Origin of the sequence: Streptomyces agglomeratus (genome assembly GCF_001746415.1) — a bacterium.
GTDB lineage: Bacteria > Actinomycetota > Actinomycetes > Streptomycetales > Streptomycetaceae > Streptomyces > Streptomyces agglomeratus.
The window spans coordinates 4312858-4332093 of sequence record NZ_MEHJ01000001.1; the positions used below are offsets into that span (position 1 = coordinate 4312858).

16 protein-coding genes are annotated in these 19236 nt (G+C 71.4%); 2 read left to right on the top strand and 14 right to left on the bottom strand.

The annotated features are described in order from the left end of the window. Positions 1-3: 3 nt before the first annotated feature. The 10 genes from pstA to mshD form a co-directional block, all read right to left on the bottom strand. On the bottom strand, positions 4-1077 hold the full coding sequence (gene pstA, locus AS594_RS18760; RefSeq protein ID WP_069932556.1) for a phosphate ABC transporter permease PstA: 1074 nt from the start codon (positions 1075-1077) through the stop codon (positions 4-6). After that, entirely contained in the window at positions 1074-2063 is a 990-nt protein-coding gene (gene pstC / locus AS594_RS18765) for a phosphate ABC transporter permease subunit PstC (protein ID WP_069928135.1), read from the bottom strand. The genes pstA and pstC overlap by 4 nt, the downstream gene beginning before the upstream one ends. A 114-nt stretch (positions 2064-2177) precedes the next feature. Continuing rightward, positions 2178-3311 (bottom strand): phosphate ABC transporter substrate-binding protein PstS, encoded by a 1134-nt coding sequence (pstS, locus tag AS594_RS18770; RefSeq protein ID WP_069928136.1) that lies wholly within the window; start codon positions 3309-3311, stop codon positions 2178-2180. A 385-nt stretch (positions 3312-3696) separates the two neighbouring features. Beyond that, positions 3697-4143, bottom strand: coding sequence for an NUDIX hydrolase (locus AS594_RS18775; protein WP_240509046.1), 447 nt, complete (start codon positions 4141-4143; stop codon positions 3697-3699). Continuing rightward, positions 4113-5186: a CHAD domain-containing protein gene (locus tag AS594_RS18780; RefSeq protein ID WP_079148455.1), complete on the bottom strand. Its 1074-nt coding sequence runs from the start codon at positions 5184-5186 to the stop codon at positions 4113-4115. The genes AS594_RS18775 and AS594_RS18780 overlap by 31 nt, the downstream gene beginning before the upstream one ends. Positions 5187-5211: 25 nt before the next feature. Further along, entirely contained in the window at positions 5212-7452 is a 2241-nt protein-coding gene (locus tag AS594_RS18785; protein WP_069932555.1) for an RNA degradosome polyphosphate kinase, read from the bottom strand. 242 nt (positions 7453-7694) lie between these two features. Continuing rightward, positions 7695-8705 (bottom strand): hypothetical protein, encoded by a 1011-nt coding sequence (locus AS594_RS18790; RefSeq protein ID WP_069932554.1) that lies wholly within the window; start codon positions 8703-8705, stop codon positions 7695-7697. Beyond that, positions 8702-9604: an ABC transporter ATP-binding protein gene (locus AS594_RS18795; RefSeq protein WP_069928139.1), complete on the bottom strand. Its 903-nt coding sequence runs from the start codon at positions 9602-9604 to the stop codon at positions 8702-8704. The genes AS594_RS18790 and AS594_RS18795 overlap by 4 nt, the downstream gene beginning before the upstream one ends. Continuing rightward, positions 9601-9987, bottom strand: coding sequence for a GntR family transcriptional regulator (locus AS594_RS18800; RefSeq protein ID WP_069928140.1), 387 nt, complete (start codon positions 9985-9987; stop codon positions 9601-9603). The genes AS594_RS18795 and AS594_RS18800 overlap by 4 nt, the downstream gene beginning before the upstream one ends. Positions 9988-10077: 90 nt before the next feature. Then, entirely contained in the window at positions 10078-11004 is a 927-nt protein-coding gene (mshD, locus tag AS594_RS18805; protein ID WP_069930603.1) for a mycothiol synthase, read from the bottom strand. A gap of 119 nt (positions 11005-11123) precedes the next feature. On the opposite strand from mshD, the gene AS594_RS18810 reads away from it, so the two are divergent. Further along, positions 11124-12968 (top strand): bifunctional metallophosphatase/5'-nucleotidase, encoded by a 1845-nt coding sequence (locus AS594_RS18810; RefSeq protein ID WP_069932553.1) that lies wholly within the window; start codon positions 11124-11126, stop codon positions 12966-12968. A gap of 416 nt (positions 12969-13384) precedes the next feature. After that, on the top strand, positions 13385-14791 hold the full coding sequence (locus tag AS594_RS44720; protein ID WP_069932552.1) for a hypothetical protein: 1407 nt from the start codon (positions 13385-13387) through the stop codon (positions 14789-14791). 7 nt (positions 14792-14798) lie between these two features. On the opposite strand, the gene AS594_RS18820 is transcribed toward AS594_RS44720, so the two are convergent. The 4 genes from AS594_RS18820 to AS594_RS18835 all read right to left on the bottom strand — a co-directional run bounded on the left by AS594_RS18820 (position 14799) and on the right by AS594_RS18835 (position 19227). Beyond that, a complete protein-coding gene (locus tag AS594_RS18820) occupies positions 14799-16235 on the bottom strand; it encodes a sensor histidine kinase (protein WP_069932551.1) in 1437 nt (478 codons plus the stop codon). Next, complete coding sequence (locus tag AS594_RS18825) at positions 16232-16951, bottom strand: response regulator transcription factor (RefSeq protein ID WP_069928144.1); 720 nt, start codon at positions 16949-16951, stop codon at positions 16232-16234. The genes AS594_RS18820 and AS594_RS18825 overlap by 4 nt, the downstream gene beginning before the upstream one ends. Positions 16952-17069: 118 nt before the next feature. After that, positions 17070-18086 (bottom strand): S1C family serine protease, encoded by a 1017-nt coding sequence (locus AS594_RS18830; protein ID WP_069928145.1) that lies wholly within the window; start codon positions 18084-18086, stop codon positions 17070-17072. 112 nt (positions 18087-18198) lie between these two features. Beyond that, positions 18199-19227 (bottom strand): LacI family DNA-binding transcriptional regulator, encoded by a 1029-nt coding sequence (locus tag AS594_RS18835; RefSeq protein ID WP_069928146.1) that lies wholly within the window; start codon positions 19225-19227, stop codon positions 18199-18201. Positions 19228-19236 lie beyond the last annotated feature (9 nt).

The following is a 19236-nucleotide window of genomic DNA, read 5'->3' on the forward strand; positions in this document are numbered from 1 at the left end:
GCCTTAGCGGCCGGTGCTCGGGGCCTTCCAGCGGGCGATGCCGCGGGCCACCAGATTGAGGATCATGACGAAGGCGATCAGGACCAGGGCGGCGGCCCAGGCGCGGTCGTACGACGCCTCACTGCCGACCCGGTACTGCTCCCAGATGTAGAAGGGGAGCGAGGACTGGGCGCCTTCGAAGGGGTTGGAGTTGATCAGCTGGCTGCCGAAGACGAGCAGCATGATCGGCGCGGTCTCACCGGCGATACGGGCGATCGCGAGCATGACGCCCGTGGTGATGCCGCCGACCGCCGTGGGGAGGACGACCTTGAGGATCGTGCGCCACTTCGGTACGCCGAGGGCCAGGGACGCCTCGCGCAGCTCGTTCGGTACGAGCTTGAGCATCTCCTCGGTGGAGCGGACCACGACCGGGACCATCAGGATGGTCAGGGCCAGGGCGCCCATCAGGCCGGAGGGCTGGAGGCCGGCGATCAGCATGATCGAGAGGATGAACAGACCCGCGACGATCGACGGGATGCCCGTCATGACGTCCACGAAGAAGGTCACGGCCCTGGCCAGCTGGCCCCTGCCGTACTCCACCAGGTAGATCGCGGTGAGCAGGCCCAGCGGGGCGGCGATGACGGTGGCGAGGCCGACCTGCTCCAGGGTGCCGATGAGGGCGTGGTAGACGCCGCCGCCTGCTTCGAAGCCGGGGACGCCCGCCATGGAGTGGGTCAGGAAATAGGCGTCCATGACCTTCATGCCGCGGCTGACCGTGACCCAGATCAGGGACAGGAGCGGAACGATCGCCAGGATGAAGCAGACCCAGACGACGCTGGTCGCGACGCGGTCCTTGGCCTGGCGCTTGCCCTCGACCGCCGTGGCGGTGCAGTACGTGATGAGGACGAAGAACAGCGCCGAGAGCAGACCCCACTGGATGCGGCTCTCCCAGCCGGCCACCAGGCCGAGGCCGCAGCCGAGCGCGATCGAGACGACCGCGAAGGCGGACGGGGCCCAGCGGGGCAGGCCCTTGCGGGACAGGCTCTGCGGACGGACGGAGGGCGAGGGCCGCTTGTCCTGTACGGCGGTGTTGCTCATGCGTTGGCCCCCGAGTACTCCTTGCGGCGGGCGATGATGAGGCGTGCCGCGCCGTTGACCAGCAGGGTGAGGACGAAGAGGACCAGGCCCGAGGCGATCAGGGCGTCGCGCCCGAACTCGTTGGCCTCGTCGAACTTCGCCGCGATGTTCTGGGCGAACGTGCCGCCGCCCGGGTCCAGCAGATGGCCGGAGATGAGGAAGCTCGGGGAGAGGACGGTGGCGACGGCCATCGTCTCGCCCAGCGCGCGGCCCAGGCCCAGCATCGAGGCGCTGATGACGCCCGAGCGGCCGAAGGGAAGCACCGACATGCGGATGACTTCCCAGCGGGTCGCGCCGAGCGCGAGTGCGGCTTCTTCGTTCATCTTGGGGACCTGGAGGAAGACCTCACGGCTGACACTGGTGACGATCGGCAGAATCATGATCGCCAGCAGGATGCCGACGGTGAAGAGGTTCCGGGCTGCGCCCATTTCCGTCTTGTCGAAAATGTACGTCCAGCCCATGTACTCGTCGAGCCAGGAGTTCAGCCCGGCCAGGTACGGGACGAGGAAGAGGGCGCCCCAGATGCCGTAGATGATGCTCGGCACGGCTGCCAGCAGGTCCACTACGTACGCGAGGGGCGAGGCCAGCTTGCGCGGCGCGTAGTGGGAGATGAAGAGGGCGATGCCGACAGCGATCGGTACCGCGATGACCATCGCGATGATCGAGCTGACGACGGTGCCGTAGAGCAGGACCGCGATGCCGAACACCGGCGGGTCGCCGGCCGGGTTCCAGTCGAAGGTCGTGAGGAAGTTGCCCTCGTCCTTCGAGATGGCCAGTACGGCGCGGTAGGTCAGGAAGGCGGCGATCGACGCCATGACCACCAGGAGCAGGATGCCGGACCCGCGGGACAGGCCGACGAAGACCTTGTCTCCCGCGCGGCCGGTGGACGTGCCGCTCGGTTCTATGACTGGTGGGGCCTGTGGTGAGGGTGACGAGGTAATAGCCATGGTCTTTCCGGTCTGTGTGGGGGAGCGGGCTCCCCTGGCGGCGGTGCACCGGATGGGTGGTGGCTGCCGGCCCGTGCGCCGGGCCGGCAGCCGCTGTGCCGTGCTGCTCGGGTGTTACGAGAGGGTGGCGACCGTCTCGCGGACCTTCGCGTTGATCTCCGCCGGGATCGGCGCGTAGCCGGCCTCGGAGAGGACCTTCTGGCCGTCCTCACTGGCGGTGTACGTCAGGAAGGACTTGACGGTGCCGAGGGTCTCGGCGTTGTTGCCCTTGTCGCAGACGATCTCGTAGGTCACCAGGACGATCGGGTACGCGCCGTCGGCCTTGGTGGCGTAGTCGAGCTTCAGGGCGAGGTCCTTGCCCTGGCCCTCGATCTTCGCGGCGGCGATGGCCGTCGAGGCGTTCTCGGAGGTCGCGGCGACCGGCTCGGCCGCACCCGTGTCGATCTTGACGGTGGAGATGTTCTGCGAGCTGGCGTACGAGAGCTCGAAGTAACCGATCGCCCCGTCCTCCTGCTTGACCTGCGCGGCGACACCGGAGGAGCCGGACGCGGCCTGGCCGCCGGGCGCGGGCCACTTCTTCTCGGCCTCGTACGGCCAGTCCTTCTTGGCGGTGGCGCCGAGGTACTTGCCGAGGTTCTGCGTGGTGCCGGAGTCCTCGGAGCGGTGGTACGGCTGGATCGCCTTGGCGGGGAGCTTGGCGCCCGGGTTGAGCTTGGCGATCGCCGGGTCGTTCCACTTCTTGATCTTGCTGTTGAAGATCTTGGCCACGGTGGCGGCGTCGAGGTTCAGGTCGTCGACGCCCTCCAGGTTGTAGCCGAGCGCGATCGGGCCGCCGACCATCGGGAGGTTGATGCCCTGGCCGCCCTTGCAGATCTTCTTCGACTCGGCGACCTCTTCGGGCTTGAGCGCCGAGTCGGAGCCGGCGAAGCCGACCGTGCCCTGGTTGAACGCGACGATGCCCTCACCGGAGGACGAGGACTTGTAGTTGACCTCGACGCCGGTGCAGGCGGCCATGTAGTTCCTGACCCAGAGGTCCATGGCGTTCTTCTGCGCGCTCGACCCGGACGCGAGGAGCTTGCCCTTGGCGTCGTCGCACTTGATGTTGCTGGCGGCCTTGGTGTTCTCACCGGCCCCACCGGTGGAAGCAGTGTTGTCGTCCGAGCCGCACGCCGTGAGGACCAGGGCGCCGGAGACGGCGAGGGCGCCGAGCGCGGTGGCGCGAAGCCGGTTCTTGCGCTGAAGCTTCACTTTCGGGTGTTCCTTCCAGGAGCCGCCGGTCCTGTGTGGTGGCGGCGTGCGAAGAGGTATGAGTTCTCGGGTCCCAGCTACCCAGTGGGGCGGACATCTCGCGATGTGCCTCGCACTGTGTACGTCCGAAATTAGGCAGAACAGGTGAAGCCGTCGACGGGGGAGAGTGAACGGGAGGTGAACCGTGCCGAACGGTGTGGTGTGCGGTCCGCACCGCGGCCGGCGGCGGGGGCGGGGGTGCGGCGGGTCTGGGCGGGTGTGGGGCGGGGCATGCGGCCGGGCGGGCGGCCGGGGCCGTGGCCGGGGGAGGCTCCCCGTACGGAAGGTGCCCGAAACGCGGGGGTCTGCACCGCGGTGCGTCTTTCCTTTGCGGTACTACGGGCGGTTACGCGCGGTGGAGGGAGTCCAGCAGGGCGTCCACCAGGTCGCGGTCGCGGGGCTGCGTCAGGCGGTTTCTGGCCGCCGTGGGCGAGAGCCAGAGGATCCGGTCCACCTCGTCGCCCGGGGTGAAGTCACCCTCCGTGGCTTCCGCCGCCCAGTAGGACACGCGCTTGGGGCGGCCGTTCGCGACGTACCGCATCGTGGGCAGTTCGGCGCCCGGCGCGCAGTGGTGGCCGGTTTCCTCCAGGACCTCGCGCAGCGCGCCAGCCAGTGCGTCCTCGCCGCGCTTGAGCTTGCCCTTGGGATGCGACCAGTCGTCGTATTTCGGCCGGTGCACGAGGCAGATCTCCAGGCCGCCGTCGAACGGCGACCGGCGCCAGAGCACGCAGCCGGCGGCGAGGACCGTGTCCTCGGGGCCGGTCACGGCGCCGCCGCCGGCAGGGGCTGCCACGCCTGCTGGAAGGCGAACCGGGCCGCCTCGACCTCGTGGCGCTGGTCGGCGTGCAGGACGCCGAGGGCGTACGCCGTCGCCGGGGCGATGCGCGGGGTGCGGGCCGCCGACGCCGCCGCGGTGGCCGCCTCGGCCGCGTCCCGGTGGCGGTCCAGGGCCCGGGCCGCGGTGAGCGTGTCGGCGGGGGCGGCGATGACCTCCCGCGCGTAGCGGTGCAGGCGCAGGAGCAGGCGTACGTGGTGCCAGGGGGCGTCCTGCGCCTCGCTGCTCGGCGCCGGGGCCAGGCCGTGGACGAGGGCCTCGGCGTTGTACGGGTGCGCGGCGCGTCCCAGCGGCAGCGCCGCCACCGCCTCCCTGAGCCGCTGCTCGGCGCCCGTCGCCAGCGGCGCGAGCACCTCGGCGGCAGGGGCGGCGGCGGCCGGGCCGAGCGGAACGTCCGAGGCGAGTAAGGCCACGGCGTCGGCGACCGCGTGGAACCGCGAGGAACCCAGCGCCTGGAGCGCCGCCGAGTGCGCCCGGGTCCGGGCCAGGGTCAGCTGCCGCTCCAGCAGCGCACCGGCCCGCGCCGCGCCCACCGTCAGCGAACTGCCCGGCTCCGACTTCCCGCCGCCGCGCGCCGGGGACACCGGAACCGGACCGGCGCCCGCTCCCGAGAGCCGGTTCAGGGCCTCCAGCAGCCGGTTCAGGCGGGCGGCGTAGGCGTGCTCGCGGGCCAGGACGCCGGAGAGCCAGGCCAGCTCCGACCGCAGGGTGTCCGCCCAGCCGGTGTCGGTCAGCGGCCGGAACGTGTGCAGCGTCGCGCTGATCCGGCGGGCCGAGCCGCGCAGCGCGCGCGCCGCCCCGGCCGCGTCCGCTGCGCCCTGCGGGTCCTGGCCGCTCTCGCGGTGCACGCGCAGGCTGCGCAGGAAGTCCGTGGCCTGGTCGTGCAGGTACGGCGCCAGCAGCTCGCGGGTGAGGACGTCCGGGTGGAGGTCGCGGCGGGGCGCCGCGGTCGGCGGCAGGTGCCCGCTGTCCGGGGGCGGGACGGCGGGATCGCCGCTCACGCGGGTGCGGGGGCGTGATGCGGTGTCATGGTTTCGCACGCCGGCGCCTCCGGGCGTCAATGAGCATCTCCTGTACGTGCCGCAGCGGCTGGCCGTCGGCGTCGGCCGCGTGCCGCGTCCAGTTGCCGTCGGGGCCGAGGTGCCAGGAGGCCGTCGAGTCGGACATTCCGGTTTCCAGCAGCCGGCTGAGGGACGCGCGGTGCGCCGGGTCGGTGACCCGTACAAGCGCCTCTATGCGGCGGTCGAGGTTGCGGTGCATCATGTCGGCGCTGCCGAACCAGACCTCGGGCTCGCCGCCGTTGCCGAAGGCGAAGATCCGCGAGTGTTCGAGGAAGCGGCCGAGTATCGAGCGGACCCGGACGTTCTCCGAGAGGCCGGAGACTCCGGGGCGGATGGCGCAGATGCCGCGTACCCAGATGTCGACCGGAACGCCCGCCTTCGCCGCCCGGTAGCAGGCGTCGATGATCGCTTCGTCGACCATCGAGTTGACCTTGATCCGGACGTACGCGGGACGGCCCGCCTGGTGGTGCGCGGCTTCCTTGTTGATACGGGCGACCAGTCCGTCCCGCAGCGACTTGGGCGCGACGAGCAGCCGTCGGTAGGTCTCGCGGCGCGAGTAGCCGGACAGCCGGTTGAACAGGTCGGAGAGGTCGGCGCCGACCTGTGGATCGGCCGTCAGCAGTCCCAGGTCCTCGTACAGGCGGGCCGTCTTCGGGTGGTAGTTGCCCGTACCGACGTGGGAGTAGCGGCGCAGCAGGTCGCCCTCCTGCCGGACGACGAGGGACAGCTTGCAGTGGGTCTTGAGCCCGACGAGCCCGTACACGACGTGGCAGCCGGACTCCTCCAGCTTGCGGGCCCACTTGATGTTGGCCTGCTCGTCGAAGCGGGCCTTGATCTCGACGAGGACGAGGACCTGCTTGCCGGACTCGGCGGCGTCGATCAGCGCGTCCACTATCGGGGAGTCGCCCGAGGTCCGGTACAGCGTCTGCTTGATCGCCAGCACGTCCGGGTCGGCCGCCGCCTGCTCCAGGAACGCCTGCACGGAGGTCGAGAAGGAGTCGTACGGGTGGTGCAGCAGCACGTCGCGCTCCCGCAGGGCGGCGAAGACGTCCGGCGCGGACGCCGACTCGACCTCCGCGAGGTCCCGGTGGGTGCCCGCGATGTACTTCGGGAACTTCAGCTCCGGCCGGTCCAGCGCCGCGATGCCGAAGAGTCCAGTGAGGTCCAGCGGGCCGGGCAGCGGGTACACCTCGGCGTCGGACATCTTCAGTTCGCGTACGAGCAGGTCCAGGACGTACGGGTCGATGGACTCCTCGACCTCCAGGCGCACCGGCGGCCCGAAGCGGCGGCGCATGAGCTCCTTCTCCAGCGCCTGGAGGAGGTTCTCGGTGTCGTCCTCCTCGACTTCGAGGTCCTCGTTCCTGGTCACCCGGAACATGTGGTGCGCGAGGACCTCCATGCCGGGGAAGAGCTCTTCCAGGTGCGCCGCGATGACGTCCTCGAGGGGTACGTACCGCTGCGGGGACGCCTCCAGGAAGCGGGACAGCAGCGGCGGCACCTTGACACGGGCGAAGTGGCGGTGGCCGCTGACCGGATTGCGTACGACCACGGCGAGGTTGAGGGACAGCCCCGAGATGTACGGGAAGGGGTGCGCGGGGTCCACGGCCAGCGGGGTGAGCACCGGGAAGATCTGCTGGCGGAAGAGGGTGAAGAGGCGCGCCTGTTCCTTCTCGGTCAGGTCCGGCCAGCGGATGAGGTGCACGCCCTCGTCGGAGAGGGCGGGGGCGATGTCCTGCTGGTAGCAGGCGGCGTGCCGGGCCATGAGCTCGCGCGAGCGGGTCCAGATCAGCTCCAGCACCTCGCGGGGCTGGAGGCCGGACGCGGACCGGGTGGCGACACCGGTCGCGATGCGGCGCTTCAGGCCCGCCACCCGGACCATGAAGAACTCGTCCAGGTTCGAGGCGAAGATCGCGAGGAAGTTCGCTCGTTCGAGCAGGGGCGTGGCCGGGTCCTCGGCGAGTTCGAGCACCCGCTCGTTGAAGGCCAGCCAGCTGCGCTCCCGGTCGAGGAAGCGGCCCTGCGGCAGCTCGGTGTCGGCCGCGGGTCCCTCCGCGTACTCGGCGTACGCGTCCAGATCGGCGTCGATGTCGGGATCCAGATTGGTCACCGGGGAGCCCGCCAGGGTGTGCGGGCGGTGCACGGCGATGGAACCGACGGACGGCTGAGCATGCTGGACAGGGACATCGGCGCTCGGCTGCTGGCTCATGACCCCATTGTTCCGCGCCTGGGGGGTGCCGGGCGCGCCGAGGAGGGGTGATGTGCGGGAGGCTCTCCCGTTCGGGGAGGGTGGCACAGCGGGCTGCATTCCGAGAGCGTCGCAAGCGTGTCTGAATACGCGGTAACGGAGACATGACATACAGGCTGCGGTGCCGGGTCCGCGCCTGGGCCGCAGGGCCCCGCCCACCCCCGTGGGACGGGGCCCCGCGGCCGTCCGGCCGTGCGGGCCGGTCAGCCGTGCAGGCGGCGCAGGACGCGGTGGGCGGCGTACACGGCCAGTGCGGTCAGGGCCAGCAGGATGCCGGTCTCGATCAGCTGTACGTACCAGAAGTGCTCGTGCGGGTGGTAGTCCAGGTACCAGCCGGTGATCTTCACGTCGGTCGGGCAGGAGGCGCCGGGCAGCCGCTCGGGGACGCACTCGCGGGCCCGGAAGCGTTCGCCGGCGGCGTTGTGCACGCCCAGGTCGGTCATGAAGGAGTTGACGGGCATGTGGGCGGGCGGCGTGAAGTCGGCGGTGGAGGCGACACCGGTCATCGTACGGACCGGCACCAGGTCCCACCGCACGCTGCCGAGGGTGACCAGGACCGCGCCCACGACCGCGCCGGTGGCGGCCATGGCCGCCACGGTGCGGCGTACCAGCAGGCCGGCGAGCGCGCCCACGGCGACGGCGAGCAGGCAGTACGCGACGAGGGCCGGGCCGGTGGCCTCGTAGACGCCTCGGTCGGGCCAGTTCAGGTTCCAGGTGCCGAACAGGTTCCACGCGCCGAGCCGGAGGACGCCCATGAGGGCCAGCGCGCCGCCCGCGGCGAGCGCCGCGGCGGCGCCGAGCTTCGCGGCGAGCCAGCGGGCGGGAGGGACCGACTGGGTCCAGACGAGGCGGTGCAGCCCGGTCTCCAGTTCCCGGGCGACGACCGGCCCCGCGACGAAGGCGCCGACCACCAGGGGCAGCAGCAGGAGGAGCAGGGAGCCGTTCTTCACGTACTCGGTCAGCAGCGTCTGCGCGTCGGCGAAGCCGAGGAAGGTGTCGCACTGGGGGTCGCAGTTGCCCGGCTCCTCCGGGTAGGCCCATGCCGCCCAGCGCAGGAAGGCCGTCACCGTGGTGGCGAGTGCGACGACGCCGAGGGCCCACCACAGGGCCGTGCGGTGGATGCGCAGGAGTACCCGGAGTGGTCCGCGCGCGGCGCCCGGCCGGGTGGCTTCCGGGGTCTCGGGGCGGGTTTCCGGGGCGGTGAGGGTGCTCACGCGGCCACCCCCCGCTCCGGGCGGGCCGTCGTGCCCGGGGCGAGCAGCGGCGGCGCGTCCGGGGAGCGCAGGTGGGCGAGCAACAGTTCCTCCAGGGAGGGCTCTTCGGCGTCCCAGTCGCCGCCGACCGGGCCTTCGCGGCGGATCAGGGCAGTGGTTCCGCGCCCGGTGGCGCGCGCTTCGACGACGGTGTGCGGGGCCAGGTCCGATGCCGGGCCCAGGCCCATCACCAGGGTGTGTGCCGCGACCAGGTCGTCGATGGGACCGCCGAGACGGATGCCCCCGCCGGAGACGAGGAGCAGGTGGTCGCAGGCGTCGGCGAGTTCGCCGATGATGTGCGACGACATCACGACGGTCGTGCCGTGTTCGACGGCCGTCGCCATGAGGGTGCCCATGAGCTGGTGCCGGGCGAGCGGGTCGAGGTCGGCCATCGGCTCGTCCAGCAGCATGAGTTCGGGCCGCTTGCCGAGCGCGAGAGCCAGAGCCACGCGGGTGCGCTGGCCGCCCGAGAGCGTGCGGACGCGTGCGCCGAGGTCGAGTCCGCCCTCCTGTACGACCCGGTCGGCGGTACGGGCGTCCCAACGGCCCGGGTTCAGTTCGGCGCCGAGGCGTAGGGTGTCGCCCACGGTGAGCTGCGGGTAGAGCGGCTTGTCCTGGGCGACGTGGGCGATGCGGTCGCGGGCGCTCGCCGGGTCGGTGCCCAGCACGGTGAGCGAACCCTCGGTGGGGCGGAGCAGTCCGGCCGCGAGGGCGAGGAGGGTCGACTTGCCGGCGCCGTTGGGGCCTACGACCGCGCAGACGCGTCCTGCGGGCAGCCGGAAGGAGCACGCGCGCAGGGCCTGGCCCCGCCGCCCGTAGCTCTTGCCCAGCGCGACCGCCTCGATGGCGGTATCGGTCATGCGTGATCTCCCTCGAACAGGTCGTCCAGTACGGATGTGAAGAGCGCGGCCACGTCGTCCCTGTCCAGCCCCGCCTCGCGCGCCCGAGCCGCCCACGCGGTGAGCTCGGCGTGCAGCGGGGTTTGGGCGGGGGCGCCGCCGAGGGACCTGCGGACGAAGGTGCCGAGCCCCCGCCGCGCCTCGACCAGCCCTTCGCGTTCCAGCTCGCGGTAGGCCTTGAGCACGGTGTTGGGGTTGATGGCGGTGGCTTCGACGACCTCGCGGGCGGTCGGCAGCTTGTCGCCGGGCTCCAACAGGCCCAGGCGCAGGGCCTGTTTGGTCTGGTGCACGATCTGGAGGTAGGTGGCGACGCCGGATCGCCGGTCGATGCGGTATTCGACCATGCGCCTGAACCTCCTTTCACTATTTAAGTAGTGGAAGGGTGATGCAAAAGAGGGGGCGGTGTCAACCACCCCCTCCGAAAACCGTGTTGGTCACGACTCCGTGCGGTACATCAGGTCCGTCTCGTGCGTGGTGAAACCGAGCCGCTCGTACACCGTCACCGCCGCCGTGTTGTCGGCGTCGACGTACAGCATCGCGGTCGGCACGCCCTCGGCCGCCAGGTGCCGCAGCCCCGTCGAGGTCAGGGCCTTGCCGAGGCCGCCGCCCTGCGCGTCGGGGCGGATGCCGACGACGTACACCTCGCCGAGCTGCTCCTCCGCGTGCACCTTCGTCCAGTGGAAACCGACGAGTTCCCCGTTGCGCTCCGCCAGGAAGAAGCCCTTGGGGTCGAACCACGGCTCGGCCTTGCGGTCGTCCAGGTCGCGCTGCGTCATGCCGCCCTGCTCGGGGTGGTGCGCGAACGCCGCCGCGTTGACGGACAGCCAGGCGGCGTCGTCCTGCCCCGGTACGAACGTCCGCACGCTCACGCCGGCCGGGTACACCGGCTCGGGGATGTCCAGCGGGGCCAACGGCCGCCGCATCTGCCGCAGTTCGCGGAAGAGCGTGAGCCCGAGCACCTGCGCGAGGTGCCGCGCCGCCGCCTTCCCGCCGTGCGCCCAGACCCGCAGCCGCTTGCCCGACGCGTCCAGCACGGTCGACCCGAGCGTGCGGCCGTGCCCGTGACCGCGGTGCGAGGGGTGTACGACCAGCTCGGCGGCGGGGGCCTCGACGGGATCGGTGTCCTCCAGTTGGGCGTAACCGAGGAGGGGCCCGTCTCCGACGTACAGCAGGAAGTGCCGGATGCCTTCCCGGTGTCCGCCGCGCAGCTGAAGCCGGCCCTGCTCGGACACGGCCTGCACACCGTCCACGCGGGCGGCCTCGTCGAGCAGCCCGAGGACCTGCCGGGCCTGCTCCTCGTCGAGCGCGTCGAGGGTCTGGATCTTCCTGAGGGAGGCGGGGGTCGTGGGGTCAGTCGTCATGAGTACGAGCGTACGGCCGCCGTACGGCAACCAGCTTGTAACCCGTCACCCCCTGTTGCGCTACGCGCGTTGACTTTAGGCTGCAGTTCGTCGATCACGCTGAACTCACAAGGGGACAGATGTCAGCGAACCCTCGTACCACCCGCAAGCACCGAGCGGCCCGGCGCATACTCGCCTCCGCCGCGGGTCTCGCCACCCTCGGTGCCCTCGTCGCCGCCATGCCGGCTTCCGGTGCCGAGGAGGGCGACCTGGCCGGCGACGCGCGGCACACGTACAAGCCCTCGCGGACCGTGGACGTGCAGCTGCTGTCCTTCAACGACCTGCACGGAAACCTGGAGCCCCCGGCGGGCTCGGCCGGCACGGTCAGCGAGACGCAGCCCGACGGCACCGTGAAGGCGATCCCGGCCGGTGGCGTCGAACACCTGGCCACCTCGCTGCGCAAGGCGCGCCAGGGTGAGCGGTACTCCGTCACCGCCGCCGGCGGCGACATGATCGGCGCCAGCCCGCTCATGTCCGGCCTCTTCCACGACGAGCCGACGATCGAGGCGCTGAACAAGCTCGACCTCGACGTGTCGGCCGTGGGCAACCACGAGTTCGACGAGGGCGCCACCGAGCTGGCCCGCATGCAGAACGGCGGCTGCCACCCGGTCGAGGGCTGCTTCGAGAAGGACAAGGAGTTCGAGGGCGCGGACTTCCCCTACCTGGCCGCCAACGTCACGAACGAGAAGACCGGCAGGCCGATCCTCAAGCCGTACACGGTGTGGAAGAAGAACGGCGTCAAGATCGGCTTCATCGGCGTGACCCTCGAAGGCACTCCGAACATCGTCACCGAGAACGGCATCAAGGGCCTCAAGTTCCACGACGAGATCGAGACGGTCAACAAGTACGCCAGGGAACTCGACCGCCGGGGCGTCAAGTCGATCGTCGCGCTCATCCACGAGGGCGGCTCGCCGGCCTCCTCGTCGTACAACTACGACTGCGACTCGCCGGGCGCCGGCGACGGCATCTCCGGCCCGATCGTCGACATCGCCAAGGGCATCACGCCGAAGGTCGACGCGCTGGTCACCGGCCACACGCACCAGGCGTACGTCTGCACCGTCCCCGACCCGGCGGGCAAGCCGCGCATGGTCACCTCGGCGTCCTCGTACGGCAAGCTCTACACGGACACCACGCTCACCTACGACCGCCGCACCCAGGACATCGTGCGCACGGGCGTCAAGAGCGCGAACCACATCGTCGTCCGCGACCAGGAGCAGGCCAAGATCTGGGCGCCGGACATGACCTCGCTCATCGGCCGCTGGAACGCGCTCGCCGCCCCGATCGCCGGCAAGCCCCAGGGCTTCATCTCCGCCGACATCAACGGACGCGGCTCGACGGCCCCCGAGAAGCCGCTCGGCGACCTCATCGCGGACGCGCAGCTGGAGGGCCTGGCCCCGGCCGACAAGGGCGGCGCGCAGATCGCCTTCATGAATCCCGGCGGCATCCGCTCCGACCTCGTCTTCAAGGCGAGCGGCAGTGAGGGCGACGGCGTTGTGACGTACGGCGAGGCGTTCACCGTCCAGCCGTTCACCAACATGATGAACGTCGTCGACCTGACCGGCGCCCAGCTCATCACCGCGCTCCAGCAGCAGGTCAGCGGCGCCAACGAGGCGTCGCCGAAGATCCTTCAGGTCTCGAAGGGCTTCACCTACACCCTGGACATGACGAAGACGGGCGCCGCGCGCGTCGACGTGGCCTCGGTGAAGCTGAACGGCGTCGCGCTCGACCCGGCCAAGACGTACCGCGTCGCGATGAACGAGTTCCTCGCGGGCGGCGGCGACGGCTTCCCGGTCTTCAAGGAGCACAAGAACAAGCTGGTCGGCGCCTCCGACCTGGACGTCTTCAACGCCTACCTGGCGCAGAACTCCAGCGCGGCCGGCCCGATCACGCCTCCGGCGGCCGACCGGATCACGGTGCTGAAGTAGACACCGCCGAGGCAGTCATTGCGTGAAAGTGGTCCTGCGGGGCGGCATTCCCACCGGATGCCGCCCCGCAGTGCTGTTTCTCGGCCGCGGTCACAGCAAGTGATCGCCCCTTCGGCGGACATGGCCGAGCACGGAGTGTTGTGTCGTGGCACGTTGGCGGCATGGAACCAGACGCGAAGACGCTGCCTGGAGCACCCCGTCGGCCACGGAAGGCACGTGGACGGCATTGCATAGCCATAGCGGTCACCCTGGCCATGGGCACGGCCTGCACTTCGGCTTTGTCACAGGGTTCGCAGGAGACCGGGCCGCCCGACAAGGAGGCCGCGACGGCGACGCTCAGAGAGCGCTTGGCGTCCTTTGAGGAACGGCTGCCGGAAGATGGGGCGCAGCGTGCCTACCAGGAGCTTGCGGATGCCATGGCCGCCGCGAGTGATGCCGGGATGGGGCAGGAAGCCATGCTCGGTGAAGTGCTGGCCTCGCAGGCTCGCCAGTGGAAGGAGCCTGGCGGCATGGAGGCGTTCCAGGCGAACAACGCGACGCTGAACGGGCACGCGGCGACGCTGCCTCCTCCTCCGTCAGGCAGTGGTGACCAGAAGCGCGGGAGCGCCGACGGCCCGCAGCCGGCTCGATACGGAGTGCCGGCTCAAAAGGCCCAGGCCCCGGAGAAGAACTTCTTCGTCAACGGTGTCTACAACAACAGCGGTCCGGACATCAGCCAAGCAGGGGCGGCCTTGCGGGACACGCTGGGGGTAGGTATGGACCCCGTCTACAACCGCAGCTTCACGGAGGCCAACTGGAGCGTGAAAGCCGGCCAGGCGAACGCACGGTCTCCGGAGATCAATAAGGACAAGGACGAGGCCACGCAGACGCTGCTGGGGAGCCTGAGCGGACCCTTCTTCCGCGGGGCGGTGGGGGTGGTGGCCGCCGGAGACCTCCTGCGCAATTCCATACCGGGAACGATCGACAGGTGGCGTACGCCGGAAGCGGCCAGAGAGTCTCCCGCCTACGCCACGCTGAAGAAGCAGGCGACGGAGCAGCTGAACACCGGCACCCGCGTCGTATTCCTCTGCCACAGTGAAGGCTGCTTCATCGGCCGCCAGGTCAAGGACGACCTGGACGCGCAGATGAAGGTCGCTCCTGGCCGCTCACCCATCGGTGCGGTCTACATCGCACCCCCCTTCAAGCCCGACGATCCGAACAGCGCCGCTCGCTCCCTGAACAGCAATGACACCCGGTACGTTCTGCTCAAGGACGATGTCCTCTCGGTCACGGGTGCGACGAACCTCCCCCACACCGTGGAGTCGACGGCGGGTCAGCCCGAGGGCAAGGCCGACGCGGTCAACATTCACCTCCTCGGCAACTACACGCGGCAGGGCACGACCTCCCGCCAGCAGATCATCGACGCCTACAAAGGCGTGCGGGACTACATCCGCACCTGTCCGGTCCCGGGTGGTCTGAAGCGCAGGCCGGGCCGGCAGCAGGAGTGCGAGCCGCCGCCGGTCGACGTGCCCGAGCAGCCTCGGGAACGTCCGCCCGGTGAGCAGCCGCCCGGTGAGCAGCCTCCCGAAGAGCCGCCGCCCGAGCGGCCGCCTGCCGAGCCTCCCGCGGAGACGACCACCCGGACCGAGCAGCCGCCGGCTGAGCCTCCCGCCCAGCCGGAGGAGCCTCCCGCGCAGCCGCCTGCGGAGCCTCCCGCGGAGTCGCCTCACCAGCCGGAGCAGCCACCCGAGCCGCCGCCGGTGGAGCCGCCGCCGCCGCCTCCGCCGCCTCCGCCGCCTCCGCCGCCTCCGCCGCCTCCGCCACCACCGCCCCACCAGCCCTGAAGCCGCGTCACGCCGTTGCGTCCGGCGGCGGTGGGGTCGGCGCGCCCGGCAGGCGGATCAGCGCCTCCGTGCCGCCGGCCCCGTCCCGTGGCCGGCGCAGGGTGACCGTGCCGCCCGCCTGCTGGACCGTGCGGGCCACGATGGACAGGCCCAGACCCGATCCCGGCAGGGCGCGGGCGGACGGGGAGCGCCAGAAGCGTTCGAAGACGTGGGGGAGTTCCGCGTCCGGGACGCCGGGACCGTGGTCGCGTACCGTCAGCTCGCCCTGCTGGTTCAGGGCCACATCGACCGTGCCGCCCGCCGGGCTGAACTTCACCGCGTTGTCCAGGACGTTGACCAGCGCCCGCTCCAGCGCCGCCGGTTCGGCCCGTACGTACCAGGGCCGGAGATCCGCGTTGATGGTCAGCTCCGGGCCGCGCAGCCGGGCGCGCTCCAGCGCGGCGGTCGCGATCTCGTGCAGCGCGATCACGCGCAGCGGACCGCCCTGGCCGGCCGTGTCGGGCCGTGCGAGCTCCTGCAAGTCGCCGATGAGCGCGGCCAGTTCCGTCATCTGTGCCTTGACGGACGCCATGAGCGCGGCCCGGTCGGCGGGTGGGATCGCCCGCCCGGTCTCGTCGCTGCGGACGAGCAGCTCGACGTTCGTACGCAACGACGTCAGCGGCGTGCGCAGCTCGTGGCCCGCGTCGGCGATCAGCTGGGCCTGGCGGTCGCGGGACGAGGCCAGGGCGCCGGTCATCGCGTTGAAGGAACGCGAGAGGCGGGCGATCTCGTCCTCGCCGTCGACCGGGATACGTACGGTCAGGTCCTCCGTGCGCGCCACGTGCTCGACCGTGTCGGCCAGCTTGTCCACGGGGCGCAGCCCCGCGCGGGCGACCAGGAGCCCGGTCGCCCCGGCGCCCAGCACCCCGATGCCGGAGAGCGCGAGCAGCACCCAGGCGAGGGAGCCGAGCGGTTCGTCGACCTCGCTCATGGGGCGGGCGATGGAGACCGCGAACGGGGGGCCGGGGAGCAGGTTCTGCCGGGCGTCGCGGAAGTGGTACGTGTAGACCCGCATGTCCCGGCCGTCCGCGTCCGGCGTGGTGTGCAGGGCGAACGGCTGCTCGCCCCGGGCCACGGCGGTGTCGACGGGCCGCACCGGAATCGCCGGGGCCCCGGGCGATGTGCACGGCTCGCCGGAGACCGGGACGAACTGCACGACGTACATGCCGAGCGCCTGCCCGGCCGCCTGGCGGCTGGCGCAGCCCACGCGCAGCTGCTGCACGTAGTCCTGCCCGACCTCGACGCTGCGCAGCGAGTCGTCGAGCTGCTCCTCCAGCTGCGCCCGCGTCACGAACCAGCACGCCGCCGCGACCGCCGCCACCGCGATCGCCACCGCCGTCGCGGTCAGCAGCGCCAGCCGGGACCGCAGCGGCAGCGCGCGGAATCTGCCCAGCGCACCGCTCACGCCTCACCGCCCCGCAGGGCGTACCCCACACCCCGCACCGTGTGCACCAGGCGCGGTTCGCCGGCCGCCTCCGTCTTGCGGCGCAGGTACATGACGTACACGTCGAGGGAGTTCGAGCTCGGCTCGAAGTCGAAGCCCCACACGGCCTTGAGGATCTGTTCGCGCGTCAGTACCTGGCGCGGGTGGGCCAGGAACATCTCCAGCAGCGTGAACTCGGTGCGGGTCAGCTCCACCGGCCGGCCGGCCCGCGTCACCTCGCGCGTCGCCAGGTCCATCCGCAGGTCGGCGAAGGACAGCAGGTGCCCGGGCCCCTCCTCGCCGGACGCTGCCCCGGCGGCGTACGAACTGCGCCTGAGCAGCGCCCTGATGCGGGCGAACAGCTCGTCCAGCTCGAACGGCTTCACCAGGTAGTCGTCGGCGCCCGCGTCGAGCCCGGTCACCCGGTCACCGACCGTGTCGCGCGCGGTCAGCATCAGGATCGGCAGGGTGTCCCCCGACGAGCGGATGCGGCGGGCCGCCGTGAGGCCGTCCATGCGCGGCATCTGGATGTCGAGGACGATCAGGTCCGGTGCGTACGACGCCGCCTTCGCGAGCGCGTCGAGCCCGTCGACGGCGACCTCCGTCCCGTACCCCTCGAAGGCGAGACTGCGCTGGAGGGCCTCGCGCACGGCGGGCTCGTCGTCGACGATCAGGATGCGCTCGGCGGGGGTGTTCATCGGGCTTCCTCGGCTTGCCTGGGGTGGCTGGGCGTGGTCGGGCGCTGCTCTCTCAGCCTCGCACGGTACGCATCACGGCACGGCGGTACGCGGGCACGGCGGCACGGCGGTACGGGTCTCAGCCGTCGCCCCCGGCGCGGAGCTGCTTCAGGTCCGCCTTGACCGTGTCGACGGGGATGGCGAACCCGAGCCCGACGCTGCCCGCCGCGGAACCGCTCGCTCCGCTCGGTGCGTACATCGCGGAGTTGATACCGATGATCTCGCCGTCCATGTTGATGAGCGCGCCGCCGGAGTTCCCCGGGTTCAGGGAGGCGTCGGTCTGGATCGCCTTGTACGTCGTCTTCGACGAACCGGTGTCGCCGTTGAACTGCTGCCCGCCGAACTCGAACGGCCACTGCCCACTGCCGTCCCCGCCCTGCCCCTGCTGCTCCTGGCCGGCCGGGTCCTCGTTCTTCGACACCGTCACGTCCCGGTCGAGCGCCGAGACGATGCCGCTGGTCACGGTCCCGGTGAGCCCCTCGGGCGAGCCGATCGCCACGACCTGGTCGCCGACCTTCACGCTGTCGGAGTCCCCGAGCGCCGCCGCCTTCAGGCCGCTCGCGCCCCGGAGCCCGATGAGGGCGAGGTCCTTGCCGGGGTCGGTGCCGACGACATCGGCGGTGTACGTCTTGCCGTCGCTCAGCCGGACCTTGACGGAGGACGCGCCGGAGACGACGTGGTTGTTGGTGACGATCTCCCCGTCGGCGGTGATGATCACCCCGGAACCCGTGGAGTCGCCGGACGCGGACGTGGCGCTGATCTCGACGATGCTCGGGCTCACCGCCCGCGCGACGCCGGAGACGGTGCCCTTGCTGCTCTGCGAGACGTTCGTTCCGGGGACCCCGCCGCCGCCCGCGACGGGGTCCGTGCCGGTCAGGCGCTCCGCGAAGGCCGCTGTCGTGCCACCGACCGCCGCCGCGACGATGGCCACCGCCGCGACGAGGGCGACCGGCCGCCGGGCCCGCCGGTGGGCGGGCGCCGGCACCGGGGGCGGGTACGCGGGCGGCGGCGGGTACGCGCCGCCGCCGTACGAGAAGGCGTAGGGCTGCTGCTCGGGCTCGGGGTACTCGCCGCTGCGGCGGGGGCTCTCGGTCATGTCTCAGAGCTTCGGCGGCGGACATGAGAACCGTCTGAGGAGCCGCTGAGAAGCCCGACAAAACCGTGTACGGCCCATATAAGGGGCCGTGCGAGCCGCGCCGGAAGTGCGGTTACGTCGCCGGGCAGCCGCAGGAGCGGCGTACCACCAGCGCCGACGGGAACTGCTTCAGCCGCTCGCGCCGCGATCCCGCCACCCGCAGCGAGTCGTCCAGCACCAGGTCCACGGCAGCCCGCGCCATCGCCGGCCGGTCGGAGTAGACGGTCGTCAGCGGCGGATCGGTGAGCGCCGCTTCCTTCACGTCGTCGAACGCCGCCACCGCCAGCTCGCCCGGCACGTCGATCCGCAGCTCGCGCGCGGCCCGCAGCACACCGATGGCCTGGTCGTCCGTCGAGCAGAAGATCGCCGGCGGCCGGTCCGGGCCCGCCAGCAGCCCCAGGGCCACCTTGTAGGCGTCGTACCGGTTGTACGGAGCGTGGAAGAGCCGGCCCTCCGTGGACCGCCCCGACTCCCGCATCGCCCGGCGCCAGCCCACGACGTGGTCGGCCACCGGGTCGCCGATCAGCGGCGTCGACTCCATGCCGCCCAGGCAGGCGATGTACGGATGACCGTGCTCAAGGAGGTGGCGGGTCGCGAGCTGCGCGCCGCCGATGTTGTCCGTGACGACCGCCACGTCGTCGATCGTCTCGGGCCGCTCGTGCAGCAGCACCACCCGGGCGTCCCACGCCTCGATCTCGGCGGCCGCCCACTCGCTCGGGCCCTGGCTGACCAGGATCAGGCCGGAGACCCGCATCCCGAGGAAGGCCCGCAGATAGTGGACCTCGCGCTCGTCGCGGTAGTCGGAGTTGCCGACGAGGACCATCTTCCCGCGATCGGCGGCGGCCTGTTCGACCGCGTGCGCCATCTCGGCGAAAAAGGGCTGCCGGGCGTCGGGGACGATCATGCCTATGAGGTCGGTGCGGCGGGACGCCATGGCCTGCGCGACCCGGTCCGGCCGGTAGCCGAGCTCCTTGATCGCGGCGAGGACACGCTCGCGCGTGGCCGGGGCGACCGGCCGGGGTCCGTTGTTGATGACGTAACTGACGACCGCGGTCGAAGTCCCCGCCAGTCGCGCCACATCGTCCCGCGTCACCTTGGCCACGCGCGGCAG

Excerpts from the sequence above, each read along its gene's own strand:
- pstA (WP_069932556.1), bottom strand. The coding sequence starts at position 1,077 with ATGAGCAACACCGCCGTACAGGACAAGCGGCCCTCGCCCTCCGTCCGT.
- pstC (WP_069928135.1), bottom strand. The coding sequence starts at position 2,063 with ATGGCTATTACCTCGTCACCCTCACCACAGGCCCCACCAGTCATAGAA.
- AS594_RS18785 (WP_069932555.1), bottom strand. The coding sequence starts at position 7,452 with ATGAGCCAGCAGCCGAGCGCCGATGTCCCTGTCCAGCATGCTCAGCCG.
- AS594_RS18795 (WP_069928139.1), bottom strand. The coding sequence starts at position 9,604 with ATGACCGATACCGCCATCGAGGCGGTCGCGCTGGGCAAGAGCTACGGG.
- AS594_RS18800 (WP_069928140.1), bottom strand. The coding sequence starts at position 9,987 with ATGGTCGAATACCGCATCGACCGGCGATCCGGCGTCGCCACCTACCTC.
- mshD (WP_069930603.1), bottom strand. The coding sequence starts at position 11,004 with ATGACGACTGACCCCACGACCCCCGCCTCCCTCAGGAAGATCCAGACC.
- AS594_RS18810 (WP_069932553.1), top strand. The coding sequence starts at position 11,124 with ATGTCAGCGAACCCTCGTACCACCCGCAAGCACCGAGCGGCCCGGCGC.
- AS594_RS44720 (WP_069932552.1), top strand. The coding sequence starts at position 13,385 with ATGGCCGCCGCGAGTGATGCCGGGATGGGGCAGGAAGCCATGCTCGGT.
- AS594_RS18825 (WP_069928144.1), bottom strand. The coding sequence starts at position 16,951 with ATGAACACCCCCGCCGAGCGCATCCTGATCGTCGACGACGAGCCCGCC.
- AS594_RS18830 (WP_069928145.1), bottom strand. The coding sequence starts at position 18,086 with ATGACCGAGAGCCCCCGCCGCAGCGGCGAGTACCCCGAGCCCGAGCAG.